The organism is Bradyrhizobium sp. CAR08, from assembly GCF_052871955.1.
The window spans coordinates 293212-313025 of the sequence record NZ_JBIXJX010000005.1; the positions used below are offsets into that span (position 1 = coordinate 293212).

16 protein-coding genes are annotated in these 19814 nt (G+C 64.4%); 5 read left to right on the forward strand and 11 right to left on the reverse strand.

The window, feature by feature from the left end:
* Positions 1 to 81: 81 nt before the first annotated feature.
* Positions 82 to 582, reverse strand: coding sequence for a hypothetical protein (locus tag ACIPUD_RS13750; RefSeq protein ID WP_085350140.1), 501 nt, complete (start codon positions 580 to 582; stop codon positions 82 to 84).
* 59 nt (positions 583 to 641) lie between these two features.
* Positions 642 to 1043 (reverse strand): hypothetical protein, encoded by a 402-nt coding sequence (locus ACIPUD_RS13755; RefSeq protein WP_085350139.1) that lies wholly within the window; start codon positions 1041 to 1043, stop codon positions 642 to 644.
* A gap of 87 nt (positions 1044 to 1130) precedes the next feature.
* On the opposite strand from ACIPUD_RS13755, the gene ACIPUD_RS13760 reads away from it, so the two are divergent.
* Entirely contained in the window at positions 1131 to 2051 is a 921-nt protein-coding gene (locus tag ACIPUD_RS13760; protein ID WP_446480836.1) for a LysR family transcriptional regulator, read from the forward strand.
* Here the strand turns inward: ACIPUD_RS13760 and ACIPUD_RS13765 are convergent, their stop codons facing one another.
* From ACIPUD_RS13765 to ACIPUD_RS13780, 4 genes are all read right to left on the reverse strand, one after another.
* On the reverse strand, positions 2052 to 2837 hold the full coding sequence (locus ACIPUD_RS13765; RefSeq protein ID WP_085350137.1) for a fumarylacetoacetate hydrolase family protein: 786 nt from the start codon (positions 2835 to 2837) through the stop codon (positions 2052 to 2054). It lies immediately after the preceding gene.
* A gap of 15 nt (positions 2838 to 2852) precedes the next feature.
* Positions 2853 to 4220, reverse strand: coding sequence for an LLM class flavin-dependent oxidoreductase (locus tag ACIPUD_RS13770; RefSeq protein ID WP_085361243.1), 1368 nt, complete (start codon positions 4218 to 4220; stop codon positions 2853 to 2855).
* A 36-nt stretch (positions 4221 to 4256) separates the two neighbouring features.
* Complete coding sequence (locus ACIPUD_RS13775; protein WP_018453394.1) at positions 4257 to 5309, reverse strand: Ldh family oxidoreductase; 1053 nt, start codon at positions 5307 to 5309, stop codon at positions 4257 to 4259.
* A gap of 72 nt (positions 5310 to 5381) precedes the next feature.
* Positions 5382 to 5558, reverse strand: coding sequence for a hypothetical protein (locus ACIPUD_RS13780; RefSeq protein ID WP_158091731.1), 177 nt, complete (start codon positions 5556 to 5558; stop codon positions 5382 to 5384).
* A 46-nt stretch (positions 5559 to 5604) separates the two neighbouring features.
* Here ACIPUD_RS13780 and ACIPUD_RS13785 point away from each other — a divergent pair, with 46 nt between their 5' ends.
* Entirely contained in the window at positions 5605 to 9720 is a 4116-nt protein-coding gene (locus tag ACIPUD_RS13785) for a sensor domain-containing phosphodiesterase (protein WP_446480837.1), read from the forward strand.
* On the opposite strand, the gene ACIPUD_RS13790 is transcribed toward ACIPUD_RS13785, so the two are convergent.
* The 4 genes from ACIPUD_RS13790 to ACIPUD_RS13805 all read right to left on the reverse strand — a co-directional run bounded on the left by ACIPUD_RS13790 (position 9694) and on the right by ACIPUD_RS13805 (position 14588).
* The gene (locus ACIPUD_RS13790; RefSeq protein WP_085350135.1) at positions 9694 to 10035 is read right to left on the reverse strand and encodes a hypothetical protein; all 342 of its coding nucleotides are present in this window, start codon (positions 10033 to 10035) and stop codon (positions 9694 to 9696) included. The genes ACIPUD_RS13785 and ACIPUD_RS13790 overlap by 27 nt on opposite strands.
* Positions 10036 to 10318: 283 nt before the next feature.
* Positions 10319 to 11128, reverse strand: a complete 810-nt coding sequence (locus ACIPUD_RS13795) for a WecB/TagA/CpsF family glycosyltransferase (RefSeq protein WP_085361247.1) — start codon at positions 11126 to 11128, stop codon at positions 10319 to 10321.
* Positions 11121 to 13496 carry an exopolysaccharide transport family protein gene (locus ACIPUD_RS13800; protein WP_446480838.1) on the reverse strand — a complete coding sequence of 792 codons (2376 nt, stop codon included), beginning with the start codon at positions 13494 to 13496 and terminating at the stop codon, positions 11121 to 11123. The genes ACIPUD_RS13795 and ACIPUD_RS13800 overlap by 8 nt, the downstream gene beginning before the upstream one ends.
* A gap of 291 nt (positions 13497 to 13787) precedes the next feature.
* Positions 13788 to 14588, reverse strand: a complete 801-nt coding sequence (locus ACIPUD_RS13805; RefSeq protein WP_204512417.1) for a class I SAM-dependent methyltransferase — start codon at positions 14586 to 14588, stop codon at positions 13788 to 13790.
* 394 nt (positions 14589 to 14982) lie between these two features.
* Here ACIPUD_RS13805 and ACIPUD_RS13810 point away from each other — a divergent pair, with 394 nt between their 5' ends.
* Positions 14983 to 16011 (forward strand): glycosyltransferase family 2 protein, encoded by a 1029-nt coding sequence (locus ACIPUD_RS13810; RefSeq protein ID WP_446480839.1) that lies wholly within the window; start codon positions 14983 to 14985, stop codon positions 16009 to 16011.
* 15 nt (positions 16012 to 16026) lie between these two features.
* On the opposite strand, the gene ACIPUD_RS13815 is transcribed toward ACIPUD_RS13810, so the two are convergent.
* Complete coding sequence (locus ACIPUD_RS13815) at positions 16027 to 17013, reverse strand: glycosyltransferase (protein ID WP_018453401.1); 987 nt, start codon at positions 17011 to 17013, stop codon at positions 16027 to 16029.
* Between the two features lie 246 nt (positions 17014 to 17259).
* On the opposite strand from ACIPUD_RS13815, the gene ACIPUD_RS13820 reads away from it, so the two are divergent.
* Together ACIPUD_RS13820 and ACIPUD_RS13825 are read left to right on the forward strand one after the other, a co-directional pair.
* Complete coding sequence (locus tag ACIPUD_RS13820) at positions 17260 to 18327, forward strand: glycosyltransferase (protein WP_018453402.1); 1068 nt, start codon at positions 17260 to 17262, stop codon at positions 18325 to 18327.
* A 40-nt stretch (positions 18328 to 18367) separates the two neighbouring features.
* The gene (locus tag ACIPUD_RS13825; protein ID WP_446480840.1) at positions 18368 to 19774 is read left to right on the forward strand and encodes an O-antigen ligase family protein; all 1407 of its coding nucleotides are present in this window, start codon (positions 18368 to 18370) and stop codon (positions 19772 to 19774) included.
* Positions 19775 to 19814 lie beyond the last annotated feature (40 nt).

A 19814-nucleotide genomic window follows, 5' to 3' on the forward strand; every position in this document is an offset into this window, starting at 1 on the left:
GCATTCCTTCCTCAGAGGCTATCCCGCGCATCGACGCAAGCCATCTCGGCTGGCATGTCGGATTGCGGCCCGGGCGCAGTATCATGCTGCCTGCTTGTCCGATCCGGGCCTCAGCAGGATCGTGAAGACGAGGACGTGGCTGACCAGCAGCAGAGGTACATAAAGGGCGGGGATATAGATGCCGGCGCCGAACAGGCCGGGATTCTGGATCCTCACGCCCATGTAGTACGCATTCAGGAGATCCAGCGTACCCCAGACGTTGAATGTCCAGACGATCGGGATGGCGATCGACCATCGCCAGGACAGCGCCGCCATTGAAATGAGTGCGAGAGTGGCGGCGACGAGATCTCCCCATCCAACTTCGCTGGCGAAGTCCGGGCTCAATTCCGAGGACACGAACCCGGCAACCATGAAGTTCATCCCTAGGAACCTGAACGCATGGAAAGCCGCGAGAAGCCGCAAGGCGTCGTGACGCGGCATGGCGCCGACCGCCGGCCAAACGTAGGTGATGGCCACCACCGCGCTTGTCAGGAAGGCGCCGGCGACGCTGAGGACGAACGGAAGGTTGAAGCTCGATGGCACGTCGGATGTCCTTATGAATGTCAGGATAGTCGAGGTCGAAGCTCGGCATCGATGGACGCTTAGGGCTTGGCCATGAGCAGGCGAAGCGGCATGAGCGGGCCGACCGCGATGTATTCATGCTCGATGAGGTCCTGCCTGGCGAGCGGCAAGCCATCCATGATCGCATGCGCTTCGGCATCATTCTTGGCATCCAGCACGAACACGGCGCCGCGCCCGTCGGAACGCGAATACCATTCGCGGACCTTTCCGTTGAGATAGAGCTGCACGGTCTGCCTGATTTCATCGGGCATGACGGCCATGATTTGCTCGCGCGTGATGCCCGCTTTCACGGTCAGGATGACCATGACCCCGGTGGTCGCGGGTGACGGCGCTTGTGCTTGCGCAAGGGATGGATCGGTCATGGCGGTAATACCTGTCAGTGTGAGGGCGAGTGCCAGGGCGGCGTTGCGGATTGCCTTCATCGGTTTCGGTCTCCGGTGCGGCTCATTTGCAATCCGGATGTATGGCCGCTTTCCGCGGGCGACTATTCGCGATAATGTTGATGGGCTATGAAGCAGAACTTCACAGTCAGGCAGGGAGCGCTCGACGGCGTGGAGGCGTTCCTCAGCGTTGCCCAGCACCGCAGTTTCCGCCGGGCGGCCGCTGAACTCGGGGTAACGCCTTCGGCTATCAGTCAGGCGGTTCGCGCGCTCGAGGCGCGCGTCGGCGCCGCGCTCTTCATCCGTACGACCCGCAGCGTCGGTCTGACCGAAGCCGGCGAAAGATTTTTCGCGCGCGCAAGACCGGCGTTCGAAGAACTCATCGCGGCAAGCGGGGCGGCGCGTGAGCTCGGACGGCGACCGGCCGGGCTCCTGCGCCTCACCGTACCGCGCTCGGTCGTGCCGATCCTGCTCGAGCCGCTGATCGCCTCGTTCTGCCAGACCTATCCAGAGATCGAGGTGGAGCTTGCCGCGAGCGAAGAGATGATCGATCTAGCGGCCGGAGGCTTTGATGCCGGCATCAGGATGGGGCAGTTCATCGCCCCAGACATGATCGCCGTGCGGCTGACCAAGCCGCTCCCGCTCATCGTCGTCGGCAGCCCCACTTACCTCGCGCGTGCCGGTCGGCCCGAGCATCCGGACGACCTGCGTACGCACGCTTGTTTGCGATTGCGGCGGTCGAGCGGCGCGATCGCATCATGGTCGCTCGACGACGGCGGCCGTTCGATCGAGATTGCGGTATCAGGACCTTTCATCGCCTACGATTTCCCCACGATGCTGGGGGCAGCAATCGAAGGTGTGGGTCTTGCGCAAGTGCCCGCACCATTGGCCACAGGCGCCATAGCGACGGGAAAACTCGCCCGCGTGCTGGAGCAATTCGCGCCGATGACACCGGGGGTCTTCCTCTACTATCCCGGCCACCGGCAAATCATGCCGAAACTGCGGGCGTTTATCGACCATGTGAAGGGCCACTCAGGCGCCACGAGTTGATCACCGCTCTTCCCGCACGAACCTGTTCCGCAGCGTGCCGACACCGGTGATGTCGATCTCCACGACGTCGCCGTGCTTGATATCAGGCGAGGCACCATCCGTGCCCATCCAGATCACATCGCCCGGCCATAGCGTAAAATACTTGGTCAGCTCGACTAGGAACGGCACCACGCCAAAGATCATGTCGTTGGTGTGGAAGCGGTTGGTCTCCTTGCCGTTGACCCGGACGATCGTTTCCATCTTGTCGAGGTCGGCCTCGGTCTCGATCCACGGGCCCATCGGCTTGAACGTGTCGGCGTTCTTCGACCGCCACAGGCTGCGGTCGGCCTTCTGCCAGCTTCGTTCGCTGACGTCGTTGCCGATGGTGTAGCCGAAGACGCAATCCATCGCATTCTGATTGGTGAGATGCTTCACCTTCTTGCCGATGACGACAACGAGTTCGCCTTCGTAGTGGATCTTGTCCGTCGCAAAGGACGGGATCGCGACGTCCTCGTCATGCGCAATCAGCGCGTTTTGCGCGCGATAGCCGATCTCGGGGCGGTCGGGGACAGCAGGCACTTCGCCGCGCTTGTCGGCGGCTTCCTTCAGATGCTTGAGGTAATTCAAGCCGACGCAGTAGAAGGTGCGCGGAATCAGCGGCAGTTCGATCTTGACCTGCGAGAGCTGATACGTGCGCGAGGTGCGTTGCCATTCTCCGAAGGGATCGCCCTCGATCGCGATGACCTGGTCACCCTCGACGATCCCCCAGGACGTCTTGTTCGCAGCGGTGAATTTCAGCCAGCGCATGCCGTGTCTCCGTTGTTATTCCGCGGCATCGCGCGGCTGCACTTTCCAGTCGCCGGCTGCCGGGCGCTTGAGCCCGAGATTTTCCCGCAGCGTCTTGCCGCGATACTCCTTCTGGAACAATCCGCGCCGCTGCAATTCCGGGACGATATGTTGCACGAAATCGGCATAGGAGCCGGGCACATAGGTCGCGGCGATGACAAAACCGTCGCAGCCGCGCTCGACGAACATTTCTTCGAGCTTGTCCGCGATCTCCTTGGGACCGCCGACCATCGCATCCTGGACCTGACCGCGGCCGGAGAAGGTGACGAAGTCGCGCGCGCTCGGATTGCTTTTGCCGGAGTTCTTGAGCACGCCGTCGCGGATGCCCAGAATGCCCTGCATGCTCTTCAACTCCTCAGTCGTCAGCGGCTCGTCGAGATCCTTGGAGGCGAAGTCGTAGTTGAGCGCTTCGGCCAGCAGCGACAGCGCATCGATCTGCAGCGGCAGCTTGTTGATCAACGCCATCTTGTCTTCGGCCTCGGCTTTGGTCGCGGCGCAGACTGGTGTCGTCAGGTTGCAGAGGAACATCGCCTCCGGATCCCGACCGGCTTTCGCGGCCTCGTTACGCACCGCCGCATAGCCTTCCTTGGCGGCGGCGAGGTTGCGCGCGGCGGTGAAGATCACCTCACCCCATCGTCCTGCAAAGCGCTGGCCGCGGCCGGACGCGCCGGCCTGGATGATCACGGGATGGCCCTGGTCGGAGCGGGGCACCGTGAAGGGACCGCGGGACTTGTAGAATGGGCCCTTGTGATCGAGCCGCTTCACCTTGGCCGGATCGGCAAAGCGGCCGCTCGTCTTGTCCATGATGAGCGCGCCGTCTTCCCAGGTGTCCCAATGGCCGAGAACGATCTCCATGAATTCGTCGGCGCGGTCATAGCGGGCGTCGTGCTCGGGATGAGAATCCCGGCCCATGTTGAAGGCCTCGCCGTCATTGAGCGAGGTCACGACGTTCCATCCGGCGCGTCCGCCCGACATCAGGTCGAGCGTTGCGAAGCGGCGGGCGATGTCGAAGGGCTCGAAATAAGTCGTCGAGCCGGTCGCACCCAACCCGAGCTTCTCCGTCACCATGCCCATCGTCGTCAGCACGATCAGGGGATCCATCTTCACGCAGCGGATGCCGTATTCGACGGTGTGGGCGTGATCGTTGCCGTAGCGGTCCGGCATCGCCAGCCGGTCGTCGAAGAAGGCCATGTGGAACTTGCCGGCTTCGAGGATTTTGGCGATCTCCTGATAATAGTCCGCCGACATCGAATCGTCGCGCGAGTCCGGATGTCGCCACGAGCTCGGCAAATTCGTGCAGTTCTGGGCCTGAAGGAAGCCGACCAGTACCATCTGCCGCGTCATGCTGCTGTTCTCCGAATTGCGTCAGGCCGAAATCCGTCAGGCCAGGTCGAGGACCGTGTCGAGCCTGTACTCGCGCGCCAGCGCGCGCAGTTTTTCCCAGGTCGCATCCTCGATCTCGATGCCGTCGCGCAGGCGCTGCTGCTCACGCAAGCCCTCGATCTCACCGGGATAGAACACGCCCTTGCTGCCCTCGGAGGGCGGGGTCGATTTGAGATAGTGTGCGAACTCGGCGACCTCGCGCTTGAAATCCTGCAGCGGGCGAAACGCGGCGACGTTGAACACGGCCATGAAGCAGCCGTCATTGTGCCGGCCCGTGGGCTCGACGCCGAAACCGAGGCCGGTGAGCAGGCCGCACAGGACCTCGACCATTGCGGCGAGGCCGCTGCCCTTGTAGCCCTCGGTGCCGCCGAGCGGCAGCAGCGCGCCGCCCTTGCGATACTGGGTTGGATCGGTAGTGTGCCGTCCCTCTGCATCGATGATCCACCCCGGCGGGATTTCCTCGCCGCGGGCGACCGCGAGCTGGATCTTGCCGGCCGCGACCGCAGAGGTCGCCATGTCCAGGTAGAACGGCGCATCGAGGTCGGACGGCACCGCGATCGAGATCGGATTGGTGCCGAGCCGTGCCTCCTTGCCGCCGAATGGCGCCACATGCTTCGGCGAACGGCCGGAATCCGCCGTTGCGATCCCGATCATGCCTTCGCGCATTGCCATCAGCGGATAGGCGGCGAGGCGGCCGACATGGCTTTGCCGGAACACGGTGCAGGCGGCGACATTCGCCGTCTTCGCTTTCTCGATCGTCAGCGCCATCGCCTTGGCGTTGACGTGGAAGCCAAAACCCCACTGGCCGTCGATCACGGTCGTCGTCGGCGATTCCTGCACGATGGTCCATCTGGCGCCGGGCACGATGTGGCCGGCCTTGATCCGGTCAACATAGGTGGGAATGGCGATCACGCCGTGGGAATCGTGGCCGGCGAGATTGGCGTTGACGCAGCCGTTTGCGACCGCGTCGGCCTCTTCCTCGGAAGCCCCGGCAACCCGAAGCAGCGCTGCGCTGATGCGCGTGAGGCGGTCGGCATGGACGATCGGCATGGCGCTTCCCCGGCATGGTGCCCTTAACAGGCTGCTTGTTGGGAGCCATGGTCTCAAAGCGCGGCTGCGATATCAATCTCCTGTAAACCAATACAGGGCTGCAAATTCGCAGCGAGCAGGGCCGTCGGGCGAAGATTCGTCCCGCGCGGTGGCATTTTCGACAGATTGGCGCAGGTCGTTCGCAGCTCGTTCACTTTGATCGACGGTTTGCAGCGCGCAATAACGACCACTTAGGCGATCGCCGGTCATAACGTCATCCGGGAAAAAAAGGCAGAAATGCCCGGGAGCTGAGATCGTGCCGACGACACTCGCGCGCACCTTTGCGGCGTTGAGCGCCATCAACGAAGCGATCCTCTACGCGAAATCGCCGGATGAGCTGTACCAGAAGGTCTGCGACGCCGGGTTTGCGAGTGGAGACTTCATGGCCGTGGCCGTGTTCCTTGTGGAGCCGGATGGCCATAAGCTTCGCTTTGCCGCTGGTCGCGGCGATGACGTGGCGCGGCTGAGCGCGATCGAGATCACCACGCAGGCTGGCACGCCGGAAGGCTTGGGCGTGGGCGGCGAGGCGTTCCGCAGCCAGAAGCTCTGCATCAGCAACGATTTCCTGAACGATCCGCGTTCGCTGGCATGGCGCAACGGCGCCGTGGCGGCGGGTGTCGGCGCGGCCGCGGCGCTACCCCTGGTCTGCATGGGACGCAGTATTGGGGTGTTGTATGTTACGCGGTCCGGCGCCGGCTCGCTCGACGAGGCGATGGTCTCGTTGTTCGAGCGGATGTCGGCCAATATCTCTCACGCGCTGGAGAGCTTCGCGACCGAGGGAGCCCGCCTGGATGGCGAGCGGGCAGTGCGGCGGCTCAACCGCATGTTCGGCGCGCTCAGTGCGACGAACGAAGCAATTCTGCAAGCCAGCACTGAGCTGGACTTGTACCAGCGGGTCTGCGACGCCGCTGTTTATAGCGGCAAATCGCTTGCCACTTTCGTTCTGCTGCACGAGCCGGATTCCGAATGGCTGACGCCGGTGGCAGCGACCGGACATAATCTGGATCTGATCAGACAGTCGCGCTACTCGATTGATCCGGAGAGTCCCTACGGCAAGGGCATCTCCGGCGAGGTGTTCCGGACCCAGCAAGCGATCGTTGAGGACGACCTCGTCAATCGCACCAAGGGGACCACCTGGGAGCAGGCCAACGTCAATGCCGGCGCCGTCGCCTGCGTGGCTGCTCCCTTGATCAAGCGTGGCACCAGCATCGGCGTGCTGTTTTTCTTCGTGAGCAAAGCCTGGGCGAAAGACGAAGGCATCGTCGCATTGTTGCTGCGCATGACCGAAAACGTGTGCTTTGCGCTCGAGAACTTCGACCGCGACAAGGAGAAGGCCCGGATCGCCTTGGAGGAGGATCGGCTGGCGCGTATGTACGCAGCGCTAAGCGCGACGAACGAAGCCATTCTGCGGGCAAGGTCGCGCAGCGAACTGTTGGATCTGGTTTGCGAAGCCACGGTGCACGGCGCCAAGTTCGCCTCGACCTCCATTGCATTGCTTGACCGCGATGCGGGACTGCTTCGTGTTGTTGCGTCCTTCGGACCGAACGCCGAGGAAGTGCGTTCCTTCAGGCTGTCGGTCAGCGACAAGGAGCCGGAAGGACGAGGGCTGACCGGCACCGCGTTCCGGACGCGGCGGCCCTGTATCAGCAACGACGTCCTGGCAGACGCCCGCCTCAAGCCTTGGCACGCCAGCGCGCGTCGCAATGGCATTAGGTCCTCAACCGCGATGCCGCTATTCAACGGCGACAGCGTCGAAGGCGTATTCCTGTTCAATTCGCCCGAGTGCGGCACTTTCACGGACGAATTCGTCGAGCTATTGCGCAAGCTCCAGGCCAATGTCGCCTTCGCGTTGGAGAACTTCGACCGTGCCGACGAGAAGGCGAAGGCCGACAGGCAGCGTGACAGGTTGAGCGGCATGTTCGAGGCGCTGAGCGCGACGAACGAGGCAATCATGCGCGCCAAGACGCGCGAGGAGCTGTTCGAAGGGGCGTGCCAGGCAGCCGTGCTCGGCGGCGTATTCGCCTCGGCGACAATCGGCATTATGGACGACCAGCGTGAACTCGTTCGCGTGGTTGCCGTGAAGGGGCGCCTCCAGGAGCGGATGGTGGGACGCACCTGCTTTGTTTCCGCCGACCATCCTGAGGGTCGCGGAATCATAGGGATGTCGCTGCGGACCCGCGGGCCCAGCGTCATCAACGACTATCTCCACGACCTCCGAGCGGCGCATTGGCACTCTAAGGCGATCGAAGATGGAACGCGAGCGGCTGCCAGCTTCCCGCTGCTGCGCGCCGGCCAGGAGCCGATCGGCATTCTGCTTTTCCTCGCGCCGGAAGAGAATACGTTCACACCCGATATGGTCGAGTTGCTCGGGCGCCTCGCCGAGAACGTGTCATTTGCACTCGATAATTTCGATCGCGCCGAGGAAAAGGCCCGCAACGAGGCGCGGACGGAGCGTTTGGCTCGCATGTTCGCGGCGCTGAGCGCGACCAACGAGGCGATCATGCGGGCGAAGTCGCGCGCCGAACTGTTCGACCTCGTCTGTCTCGCCGCATCGAACGGCGCCAAGTTCACCTCGACCACCATTGCGCTGGCGAGGGTCGATAGCGATCAGCTGGAGATCGTGTCGAGCGCCGGACCGTCGTCTGACACCACGCGCAATGTCCGCCTATCAATCGACCCCGAGCGCCCCGAGGGGCGCGGAATGAGCGGCACGGCGTTCCGCACCCGCCAGCCCTGCATCAGCAACGACTATCTCAATGACGATCGCGTTCGCGCCTTTCATTCCATTGTCCGCAACGACGGCGCGCGGTCGGGCGCGGCTTTTCCCCTCGTCGCACACGATCGGGCCGTCGGCGTCATGATCTACATGTCGACCGAGCCCGGCACCTTCACGGCCGAGTTCGTCGAGCTGTTGCAGCGCCTCGCCGACAACGTCTCCTTCGCGATGGAGAATTTCGACCGGGCCGACGAGAAAAACCAGGCCGACGAGCGAATCGAATACCTCGCTTCGCACGACAGCCTGACCGACCTGCCGAACCGCGAGACCTTCAACGGGTTGCTGCATGAGGCGATCGACGAGGCGCAGCGCCACGATCAGCGCTTTGCGGTGCTGTTCATCGACCTCGATCGTTTCAAGGTCATCAATGATTCGCTGGGCCACGAGGCCGGCGATCTGCTCCTGCTCGAAGTGGCCAACCGGCTGCGTGGTGCGCTGCGCGCAACCGACGTCGTGGCGCGGCTCGGCGGCGACGAGTTCGTGTTGATCCTCGATCAATGCGGCGAGATCGATGACGTCCAGCGCATCGCGACCGGGCTGTTGACGGCGCTTGCGGAGCCCATGGAGCTAGCGGGGCACGAGTGCCACACCACGGCCTCGATCGGTATCGCGATGTATCCGACCAACGGCTCCGACGTGCAGACGCTGACCAAGAACGCCGACATGGCGATGTATCTCGCCAAGGAAGACGGCAAGAACGGCTATCGCTTCTTCTCCAAGGAAGTGAAGACGCAGTCGATCGAGCGGCTGTCGTTGGAGAGTGCGCTGCGCCGGGCGCTGGAGCGGAATCAGTTCACTTTGAACTACCAGCCCAAGGTGGACATGGAGACCGGCCAGATCACGGGCGTGGAAGCCCTGCTGCGCTGGACGCACCCCGATCTGGGCAGCATCTCGCCGGCGCAGTTCATTCCGCTCGCGGAGGAGACCGGATTGATCGTGCCGATCGGCCGCTGGGTGGTAAAGGAGGCCTGCGCGCAAGCCATGGCCTGGCAGCGCCGCGGCCTTTTGCCGGTATCGATGGCGGTCAACCTGTCGCCGCGCCAGTTTGTCGACGAGCATCTCTTGCAGGACGTCGACGAGGCGCTCGCCGCAAGTGGGATGTCGCCGGTGCTGCTCCAGCTCGAAGTCACCGAGAGCATGATGATGCGCAACGTCGGGCGCGCGCTCAAGGTACTCGACGCCATCCAGAGTCGCGGCATTCGCCTCGCCATCGACGATTTCGGCACCGGCTATTCGTCGATGTCTCTGATGAAGCATTTCCCGATCGACACCATCAAGATCGACCGCTCCTTCGTGCGCGACCTGCCGCAGGATTTGGAAGACCAGGCGATCGCGCAGGCGATCATCAGCATGGGCAAGGCGCTCGGCATGACCGTGGTGGCGGAAGGCGTCGAGAATGCCGAACAGGAGGCATTCCTGCGCGCCCATGGCTGCGACGAGATGCAGGGCTTCCTGATCTCCAAGCCGCTGCCGGCGCGGCAGATGGCCGAGCTGCTGCAGCCCATGGAGCTGCCCTACGCGCCGCCGCTCCAGCCGGAGCCGGACCATGCCGCCACCGCGGCCGCGGCGCTACGGTTGAAAAGCGCTGTCGTCTGACGGCTGCGGGTGCAGCTCGCGGGCGTCGTCTTCCTTGATTTCCGCCTTGCGCGGAAAATCATCCGGCCAGGTCGGCGAGGTTTGCTTGGCGAACAGGGCGAGCAGGGCGTGCGCGCCTTCGGCAAAGCTCGAGTCGTGGCTCAGACCGAGTTCAGAACACCACGCGTGTGGCATCGGCTCGTGCGCGTCGAGCACCGCCATTGCCGGACCCCACCACCAGGCCGGCGCTGGCGATCGTTCGCCCTCCGGTATGGCCTGCCAGAGGACGAGCTCGTCCATCATGCGCTCGAATTGCAGGTTTGCGGCCTGATGCATTCGTTCCGTGCTCCCTTGGGTCGCGCCTGAAAGCAGGCCGATGCGCGGACTCGATCGTGGCCTTCGCTGTGAAAAGCTGGCTCGCGCTATTGGCTGAGCCGATTGTGCCGCTTGTGTCGGCGGCCATACAAAACACGCGGCGGCCGGGAAAGTTGCCGACACCGACTGTGACAGTCTCTTTAGCCGCTTATGAGCCCGGCCCGCAAGGCGCAATACCGGCGCCGCTGGCGTTGAAATAGCGCAGGCGGGGCTGGCAACCGGCGGCGATCATGTCGTCGTCTACTCAGCGATTATTAAAGGGCCGATTGCGGCTGAACAGCAGATAGATTGCGCGTGGGTTGGTGGTTAAATAGCGCCAGAACAGGCGGCGGGGCTCGAGCAAGGTGCGCCAGGCCCATTCCAGCCCGATCTTCTGCATCCATCGCGGCGCGCGGGCGCGGCTTCCCGACAAGAAGTTGAACAGGCCGCCGGATGTCTTGATGACGCCGACATTGGTGAGATGCGGGGTGAATTCCTCGACGAACGCCTGCTCGTTTGGCACGCCCAGCGCAACCCAGAGATAATCCGGCGCAAGCGCGTTGATCTCGTCGACCTTCGCGCGCAGCGCGTCGCCACGGAGATAACCGTGGCTGTAGCCAACGATCTTGAGGTTTGGATACATCTTTCGGACGTTCTCGACCGCAAGGGCGTTCTCGTCCTCGCTGGCGCCGAACATGTAGAAGGTGCGCCCGACCGCTTCAGCCTTGCGCGCGACGACGTGAAACAGGTCCGTCGTGGCGACCCGCTCGGGCAACGGAAACCAGGATTGTAGCCTGGACGCCGCCACCAGCGGCTGGCCATCGGCGTTGATCAGGTCAGCGCTGCGGAACAGGCGCTCGGTCTCGGGTTCGGTCGAGCACCGCGCCAGCACCTCGCCATTGGCCGAGGTCAGGTGCAGCGGACGGCCGATGCGATGGCGCGGATCGGTCGCCTCGATCATGAAATTTGCGGTCGCTTCCAGATCGAGTGCGGCCATGCGAAGGCCGCCGATGGTGATCCGCGGCACGTCGGCGGTTGCGGCCCGGCCATCGAGATTGATGCGGCGCTCAAGCATATTGTCTGCCTCGTTGGCGAGCTTGGGCCATAGGGGTGAGTTCGTCGAGCACGACGCCGACGAGCTTGCGCTCCGCGCGGCCGAGTGTGCTCAAGATCTCCTCCAGGCCGTCGTTGATGTCGAGGCTGGTCGGCAGCACCGCCACCAGCGCGTCGGCATCATCGAGCAGCTTACGGCTGCCGGCCGTGAGTGGCGCCGCGGGGCCGTCAAGGATCACAAGGTCATAGCCGCCGGCGGAGCGCGCCTGCTCGATGGCCTTGCGGATGGCGTCAGTGGCCTTGCCGGCGTCGCGTTCGGCGGCCGGCAATATCGAGATGCCGTTGAGTGACTTGATCTCGCGCGCGGCCTTGCTGCCGATCGAAAGCCATCCGACCTTGCTCGGCTCGCTCTTGACGGGACGGCTGACCTTGTTCGAGAGCGGGTGCGCCTGATGGTCGGCATCGATCATCAGGACCCGGGCGCCGTCGCGCGCGGCCGCGAGCGCGAAATTCAGCGCGGTCACGCTGCGCCCGGTGGTCTCACCGGCACCGACGAGCGCGATGACCGGCATTGTCTTTCCGCCGGCGCGCCGGGCCGCCGTAGCGCGCATGTCGCGCCAGGCGTTGAGCAGCATCGTCAGTGGAAAGCCGGGGCGCAGCGTTGGCCAGCCGAGCCGGGTGAGGTCGATGCCGCCGCCGGTGGCGAGAATGGCACCGAGCGTGTGGATGACGTCGGCCTCCTGGAGGCGCGCGATCAGCGGCTTTTCGATCAGGGGCTTCTCGACCATCGAAGGTTGCAGCGGCGGGGCGGCGAGTTCCGGCAGTGCCTCCGCGACTTCCGGGGCTCGCGAGACCGGCTGGGACCGGGCAGTCTCCGGCGCCCGCGAAGGCTCTGGAGCTCGCGGAGCTTGCGGCAACGGAGTGCGATTGGGACGGGCCGGCGCCGGTGCCGGCGCGAACGCACCGGCCAACAGCAGCTCTGCCGCGACGAACCAGCTCGATGCAGCGATTGCGCCGAAGATGAAGCCGATCATGGCGAACAGGCTCATCGCCGGCGGGAACGAGCGCCGCTGCGGCACCGTCGCTTCGCCGATGATTCGGGCCGCCGAGGTGTTCAGCGTCTCCTGCTCCTCGGTCTCGCGCGAGCGCTTGAGGAAGGATTGATAGACGTCACGGCTGGCATCGGCTTCGCGCTCGAGTTCGCGCAGGCGCACGGCGGCCTGGCTGAGCTGGACGCTCTGCCGCTTCTGCGCCTCCAGCGCCCGGCTGAGCGAGGCTTCAAAGTCGCGGGCGCGCGTCAAATCGTTCTTGGCGGACTGGGCGAAGCGGTCGATCTCTTCGTTGATGGTGCGCTTGAGATCCTCGACCTGCTTTTCGGTCTGGCGCAGCGCTGGATGACGCGGGCCGAGTTCGCCGGCCTGCTCCGCATATTTCTTGCGCGCGTCGGCATATTGCGCGCGCAGGTTGGCGATGGTTGGCGATTGCAGCGCCTCGGAGTTCGCGCCTGCATCTGCCGTCGTGCGCCGGCTCGCCTCGATCTGGTCGAGGCGCGCCTGCGCGTCCATCGTCGCGGCGCGGGCGGCGGAAAGCCGCTGGTTGCTGGCGGAAAGCTGCTGGTCGCTGATCAGCGCGTCCTGGGTGCCGACGAAATTGTTCTGGGCCTTGTAGGTCGCGAGCACGGTCTCGGCGTTGCGCAGCCGCTCGCGCAGTTCCTTCAGGCGGCCGGAGAGATCGTTGGTGGCGCGCCGCGCGGCTGACGCCTGCGAGTTGCGGGACTCCGCGAGGTAGGCGCTGGTCAGCGTGTTGGCGAGCATTGCCGCTTTCGCCGGATCGGTCGACCAGACTTCGATGTCGACGATGAAGCTCTTCTCGGTCTTGCGGATCGTGATGTGCCGGTTCAGCGCCTCGAGGGCGGCGAGCTGCACTTCCTTTTTCTCCGCGGCGGAGGGCGCGTGGGGCTGAAGGCCGATCAGGCCGAGCAGCGACGACATCACGCCTTTGCCGTCGGCGCCGCCGCCGAATTCGGGATCCTTGTCCAGATCAGCCTGCTGGATCACCTGGAGCAGCACGCTGTTGGAGGTGATCAGGCGCGCCTGGCTCTCGACCACCATCGACATGCCGGAGACGTCCTGCGCGCGGGGCGTTAGCTCGCGGTCGACGAGCTGAAGCTCGCGCGGGTCGACATAGAGCTGGGCGGTGGCGGTGTAGCGGGGCGTCAGGCTCTTGCCCACGGTGACGGCAAGCGTCGCACCGAGCAGCGCGGCAACGGCAATCGCGATCTTCCGCCGCCAGAGCAGATTGACCAGCTCCAGCACGTTGAAGCCGGCCTGAGGCCGGTGCTGCGGGGCCTCCGGTCTGGCCCGATCTATCGGCTGGTTATAGTCAAGCATGATCCCCAGCTTTCATTCCAAGTGCCGCGAGCCGAGGGGGTACTCTTCGCTCTACGCCACGCACCTCAGATATAGGTGCCCACTCAACGCAACAGGGAAAATTAACCATACTCATTGAGGGACTATTCACCGAAATGGCAAACAAAGCGTTTAAGCGCGTGCCACTCTTCGACGCGTCGTCGTGACGCGTGCGATGGCGCGGTCCTTCAGAGATTAACGGTTCGTTACCCCGTGCGGCGTGGCCGCGAGGCTTCGCTGGTCTTGCGATCGGCCGCGCGCGCACCATGGCCGTCAGCTTTTCCGCAGGATGACGTGATAATCGCCGCGGCGGACGTCGGTCCCGCGCGGGAGCACGGCGTTGAGAACGGCGGCGCCGGCGTCGACCAGGGCTGCGAACAGCGGCTTGCGCCGGCGCATCTCGGGATAGCGCGGGCTCTCGACCTCACGGCGGTAGATCATCTCGAGGCCATTGGCGGCGGCAAACGCTTCGAGCCTCGGCAGCGACACCAGGGGATGGAAGAAGGTCGGGAACGGCGGCTCGCCCGGCAGGCCGGCATCCTTGATGCCTCGAATGTGCCGGTAGAACCAGACGTGGAACCAGTGCGGCGAGTATTTGGTGACGACCCCGGACAACGAGCGCGGATTGGGCGCGCCGATCAGAATCATCCCGCCGCGCTTGAGCGCATCGCGGAAATTCAAGAGTGCGGCGTCGACCTTGGGAAGATGTTCGATCACGTTGTAGCAGATCACCAGATCGAAGGTCTCGCGCCCGAAGCGGTAGGTCTGGACGTCGCCGAGGATCGCTTCGTCCGCATAGCTGTTGTTGCGAACCTGGTCCTCGTCGATGTCGACGACGGTGACCTTGCTGCGGTTCAGCAATTCCGGTGGCAGGACGCTGCACGAGCCGCCTCCGGCTTCGTAGGTGGCGAGCTGGCCCCGTGGCAGTTCGCGGCGCAGTACGTCGTGAACGGCGAGCAGGCTGTCGCGGGCTTCACCGGGGACGAGATCGTGCAGCGCCTGAGTGTGTGCAATGGCCGCGGGAATTTGGACCGCCGTGGCTGTCGCGAAATCGATCGTGGCTGGCTTGTTCATTTTTTTCGGACCGCGCTTGTTCGACTTAAATTTACAGGAAAAATCTCGTGTGCCCGTAGAGCAAATCCGATGCCGCGTCGCTTCACCCGCCGCGGTGCTTACGATCGGGTTAATGAGCATGTGCGTTAACTACGGCATCGTCCGCGTCAGCCGCCGTCGGCACGGTGGACCGCGAATTGCAGTATCACGCGCGCAAGGTTTCGCGGCAGAAACACCCGAAAGCGGTTAAGTGCATGGATGGCGGAACATCGGCGGCCTTGGCGCCGTCGTCAGGCTCAAACCGGCCGTTCATTTTGGGACGCATCCGTCCCGGGGCGATGTGCCGTCGCGGGACGGCGCTGATCCCGGGATCGAAGCAGGGCTTTTTCAATCTATCTCGGACATCTAGAACGTCATGACATTGATCCCGACAGACCTGTCCGCCACGCGTATCTCGCATGCCGTGCGCGATCCCAACCGGGAGATCGCGGCCAGCTCCCGGATCATCGACCTGTCGGTTGGTATCGTCGTCTGCATCCCCTGCTTCCGCCGCCCGCAGCATCTGCGGTTGACACTGGACTCGCTCGCCAGCCAGCGCACCCCGCGCTCTTTCGCCGTCGTCATGGTCGAGAACGATGCGGTCCGGCGCGAAAGCGCGCCGGTGGCCGCGGAGTATCTCGCCGATGGCAGACTTCAGGGTGTCTGCCTGGTCGAGAAACGGCAAGGCAACGTCCAGGCGATCAACGCCGCCTTCGAGACGGCGCTGGCGCTGTTTCCCGCCGCGACCCGGTTCCTGATGATCGACGACGACGAGATTGCCTCGCCCGATTGGCTCGAGCTGATGGTCCGCACCGCGGAGGCGACCGGCGCCGATGTGGTCGGCGGGCCGGTGCTGCCGGTCTTCGAGGACCACCGCATGCCCTGGCTTTCGCGCCACCCCGTTTTCTGTCCCGCCTATGATTACAGCGGCGCTGTGCCCTTGATCTACGGCTGCGGCAATTGCCTGATCACGCGTGCGGCGTTCGAGAGCTTTGCCCGTCCCGCCTTCGACCCGCGCTTCAACTTCCTCGGGGGCGGCGACTGCGATTTCTTCGTGCGCTGCCGCGACGCCGGCATGACCTTCCACTGGACGGCGGAAGCAGTCATCACCGAGACCGTGCCGCAAAGCCGCACCAGTTTCGGCTGGATCGTGAAGCGAGGCCTGCGCATCGGCGCGATCAATTATCGTGTGCAGTCCAAGGCCGCGCAGGGCGCTGCGGCGCGAGTGTGGGTGTTTGCGCAGATGCTCGGGAGGTTGCCGCTGTCGCTGTTGCGCGCGGCCGCTCTGCTGAAATCGTCGAAAGCCGTCGTCGCGATGCATCCCGTGATGGTCGCGCTCGGCTCGGCGCTCGCCGCGTTCGGCATCGAGCCGAAGCCCTATGAGGCCTCGAAGATCGTGTCCTGACGCCGAGGCGGCGGGCTAAATACCGAAGCAGGCGAGGGCGACCCTGACCGCGGAACGCGGCAGCGATTTGAGCGAGCGGCGCCCGACTATCCCGAGATAGGCGAAGGCCTGGCGATATCTACCGAAGCGGACCGCTTGCATTGCCGAATACGTGACGAGATGAACCTCGGCGGCCTGGCGCAGCCCGGCCGCCATGCCCGCGGGCAATCGCGCCATGATCAGCCCGTCGTCGAACACCCGCGCGATCGCCGGAAAGAAATCCTGTGGCGTCCGCACCGCCGCGTTCATGGTGTTGGCCGTGTGAAGGCGGTAGTCGAGCAGAAGGTTCGGCGCAAATTCGAATTCGCCGATCGCGGCAAGGCGGCACCAGCAGTGCCAGTCCTCGCAATATCTGAGCGAGACGTCGAACCCGCCGATGGCGCGGAAGGCCTCTGCACGTGCGAGCGCAATGCCGCCATTGACGATGAAGTTGCCGGCGGCGAGCCGCGCCAGCACGTCGCCGGACGGTTTGCGGCGGCCCTTGAGCAGATCCCGACGGCCGATCTGCCGTCCCTCGCTGTCGATCGTATTGTAGTCGCCGTAGACCAGAACCGCTCGCGGCGCGCCACGCGCAGCCGCCAGCAGCGCCGCGACCGCGCCGGGCCGCAGGCGATCGTCGGCATCGAGGAAGAGCAGCCATTGGCCGTTCGCATGCTGCGCGCCGAGATTGCGCGCTGCCGATACGCCGGCGGCGCCGTTGGTCATCAGGCGCAGTCGAGGGTCACGAATGGCGCGGACGATGGCGGGGGTGTCGTCGGTCGAGCCGTCGTCCACGACGATCACTTCGGTGACCTCGGTTTGTGCCAGTGCGCTGGCGAGGGTTTCGCCGACATAAGCCGCAACATTCTTGGCCGGAATGACGACGGACACCGACGTGGTTGAGCCGACCTGCAGCGGGACGCGCGCCGCTGGAACGACGCGCGACGTGGCGGGCAATTCGAGAATGTCTTCCGCGGTGATCAAGATACGGCTCGCCTTTAACGGTCTGTTAACCAGGGCGCATCTGCGCTTGGCAATGCGATCGATCGCAACCCTGGCCGCCCTCGATGATACTCGCATCGGGAAAAAAGCGTCGCCGTGAAGGCTGCCGCAGCGTTGGTTTCGTCAATTAGCGTTAAGCCGCCGGCATTAAGCCTGTGGCAAATTAGGAAGAGTGCGGCAGCCGGTCCCATGCGAGAATGCGCATCAGGCCGCCGCGGATGGACACCAGTGCCCGCAAAGACATTCGACTACGATCCCGACGATATGGTCCTCAACCTGTTCTACGAGGACAAGGACGATCGCTGGTTTCCCGGCGACCGGCATCTGCGGCGCATGGCGCGTCGCATGCTGCTTGGCGAGCCGCGCATGAGCGGGCAGCTGCGCGTGTTCCTCAATCTCTGTGCGGGGCTCGATCGGCTCGGTATCCGCTATCGCGTCAACGACTATGGCTACATCGCGCGGCATCCGGGCGAACTCGCCTGCATCATCGGCCGCACCTTCTTGCTCGACAAGTTCGCCTGGAAAAATCCGATCCTGCTCGGCGTCGCCGCCCACAATCATCCGCTCGACGATCCCGACCTGTTCAAGCGCCTGCCGGTGAAGAAGGTCGTGGTGCCCGGCCCGTGGTACGCCGACATGTATCGGCCGCATTGGCCCGACACGGAGGCCTGGCCGATCGGCATCGACACGGATCTCTGGGCACCGCCGGCGACGTCGCAGAAGAGCGTCGACGTCCTGATCTACGACAAGGTGCACTGGGACCGCGATCGCTACGCGGCGGAGCTGATCGAACCCGTCCGCGCCCGGCTCACGAGGGAAGGCCGCTCGTTCGCCGAGCTGCGTTACGGCAGCTACAAGGAAGAAGACTATCGGGCCGCGCTCGCGCAATCGCGTGCGATGATCTTCCTCTGCCAGAACGAGAGCCAGGGCATCGCCTATCAGCAGGCATTGTCTTGCGGCGTGCCGGTGCTGGCCTGGGATCCAGGCGGGCCGTGGCGAGACCCCGACTACTATCCGCATCGGGTCCAGTTCGCGCCGGTGTCGTCGGTGCCGTACTGGGACGATCGTTGCGGCGCCAAGTTCGTCGACATCGCCGGGTTTGAGGCGGGCTGGGATGATTTCTGGGCCGGGTGCGCCGCCGATACGTTCGATCCCCGCGGTTTCGTGCTGGACAACCTGACGCTGGAACAGCGCGCGCTTCAATATTACGAGATCGCGCGGAGCATCGTGCGGCAGCAGGCGGTGCCGCAGCGCCCCGCTGGACTGGTTGACGGATGCTTAACAGGGATCGGCTAAGACTTCGAGCTTCCCCCGGGCTTCACCACCACCTTGAGCCATGGATCGCAGCGCCACTGACATGACCGACGTCGAGGCCCGATCGTTCGGCGGCGTCCTGCGCGATGGGCTTGCAGGGGTCGACGCCGTGCGGGCGGCGCGCTGCCTCGTCGCAGTCGCAGCGCTGCTCCTCGTGCTGGTGACGCTCGATCCGTTTCCCGACCTGCGCAGCGAGGATGTCACCACCGTCGTCGGCGGACGAATGGCGCTCACTTATGTCGCCTGGGGCCTGCTGGCCGCGCTCGCAGTCCTGTTGGTCGCCGCAACGGATGCGCCCGCGCTGAAGACGCTGGTGACGCCGCTGCATCTCTGCCTGGTCGGCTGGCTGTTGATCAGCATCGTCTTCTCCGAGAATCGCGGAGTCTCGATGCAGCGCTTCATGCTCGCAGCCAGCGTGATGTCGCTCGCGGTGCTGTTGCCGTTGCTGCCGCCGACGCAGCGCAGCTTCAACCTGTGCCTCGGCGGCGCCGCCCTCGTACTGCTTGCGCTCTGCTATCTCGGCGTCTTCGTGGCGCCGCAATACTCGATCCACACCGCACTCGACGTCACCGAGCCGCAGTTGGCCGGCGACTGGCGCGGCAGCTTTGGTCACAAGAACATCGCTTCGCCGGTGATGACCATCCTGATTTATGTCGGCATTTACCTGTCTGCCATTGGTTCGTTCTTGATGGGGCCGGCCATCGCCGCGCTGGCTGGAATCTTCCTGATCTTCACCGGCGGCAAGACGTCGTCGGTACTGTGCCTTGCGATTTATGCGCTCGCCTCGCTGGTCTGCGTGACGCCGGGCCTGTGGCTGAAGCGGATCATCTGCTTCGTGCCGCTGATCGCGATGAACCTGCTGACGGTCGGCAGCGTCATGAGCCCGGCGCTCGGAGCGATGACGCGGCTGCTTCCGCTCGATCCCACCTTCACCGGCCGTTCCGCCATCTGGGAGTTCGCGCTCGCAGCTGTCGCGGAGAAGCCGATCATCGGTCACGGCTACGCCGCGTTCTGGGACGACGTGACCGCGCGGCAGACCGCCCAGGGCGCCGAATGGGCGACGAGCGCGGCGCACAGCCACAACAGCTATCTCGACCTCGCGGTCACCATCGGCCTGCCGGGGCTGTTGCTGGTGATCCTCGTCTTCGTGCTCGCGCCGCTCGGCAATTTCCAGACGGCCCGAACTCACAACCGCAGCGGTGCCTTGGCAAAGCTGTTCCTGACCGTATGGCTGTTCGGCCTGTACTACGGGGCCACCGAGACCTTCCTGCTCGAACGGCAAAATCCGATCTGGTTCATGTTCACTGTTGCCGTGGCCGGCCTGCACTTCCTGGCCAGGTTCCAATGCGTCGCGGAAATGGAACCGGACCCCGACGACTTGTCGCAGCCGATGCGGCTGCAGTGGCATCAGCTTAACGATAAGCTGTGAGCTCACTTGTGGCGGCGACAAAACATAATCTATCTGGAAA

Excerpts from the sequence above, each read along its gene's own strand:
- ACIPUD_RS13755 (WP_085350139.1), bottom strand. The coding sequence starts at position 1,043 with ATGAAGGCAATCCGCAACGCCGCCCTGGCACTCGCCCTCACACTGACA.
- ACIPUD_RS13760 (WP_446480836.1), top strand. The coding sequence starts at position 1,131 with ATGAAGCAGAACTTCACAGTCAGGCAGGGAGCGCTCGACGGCGTGGAG.
- ACIPUD_RS13765 (WP_085350137.1), bottom strand. The coding sequence starts at position 2,837 with ATGCGCTGGCTGAAATTCACCGCTGCGAACAAGACGTCCTGGGGGATC.
- ACIPUD_RS13770 (WP_085361243.1), bottom strand. The coding sequence starts at position 4,220 with ATGACGCGGCAGATGGTACTGGTCGGCTTCCTTCAGGCCCAGAACTGC.
- ACIPUD_RS13775 (WP_018453394.1), bottom strand. The coding sequence starts at position 5,309 with ATGCCGATCGTCCATGCCGACCGCCTCACGCGCATCAGCGCAGCGCTG.
- ACIPUD_RS13780 (WP_158091731.1), bottom strand. The coding sequence starts at position 5,558 with ATGACCGGCGATCGCCTAAGTGGTCGTTATTGCGCGCTGCAAACCGTC.
- ACIPUD_RS13790 (WP_085350135.1), bottom strand. The coding sequence starts at position 10,035 with ATGCATCAGGCCGCAAACCTGCAATTCGAGCGCATGATGGACGAGCTC.
- ACIPUD_RS13795 (WP_085361247.1), bottom strand. The coding sequence starts at position 11,128 with ATGCTTGAGCGCCGCATCAATCTCGATGGCCGGGCCGCAACCGCCGAC.
- ACIPUD_RS13800 (WP_446480838.1), bottom strand. The coding sequence starts at position 13,496 with ATGCTTGACTATAACCAGCCGATAGATCGGGCCAGACCGGAGGCCCCG.
- ACIPUD_RS13805 (WP_204512417.1), bottom strand. The coding sequence starts at position 14,588 with ATGAACAAGCCAGCCACGATCGATTTCGCGACAGCCACGGCGGTCCAA.
- ACIPUD_RS13810 (WP_446480839.1), top strand. The coding sequence starts at position 14,983 with ATGACATTGATCCCGACAGACCTGTCCGCCACGCGTATCTCGCATGCC.
- ACIPUD_RS13825 (WP_446480840.1), top strand. The coding sequence starts at position 18,368 with ATGGATCGCAGCGCCACTGACATGACCGACGTCGAGGCCCGATCGTTC.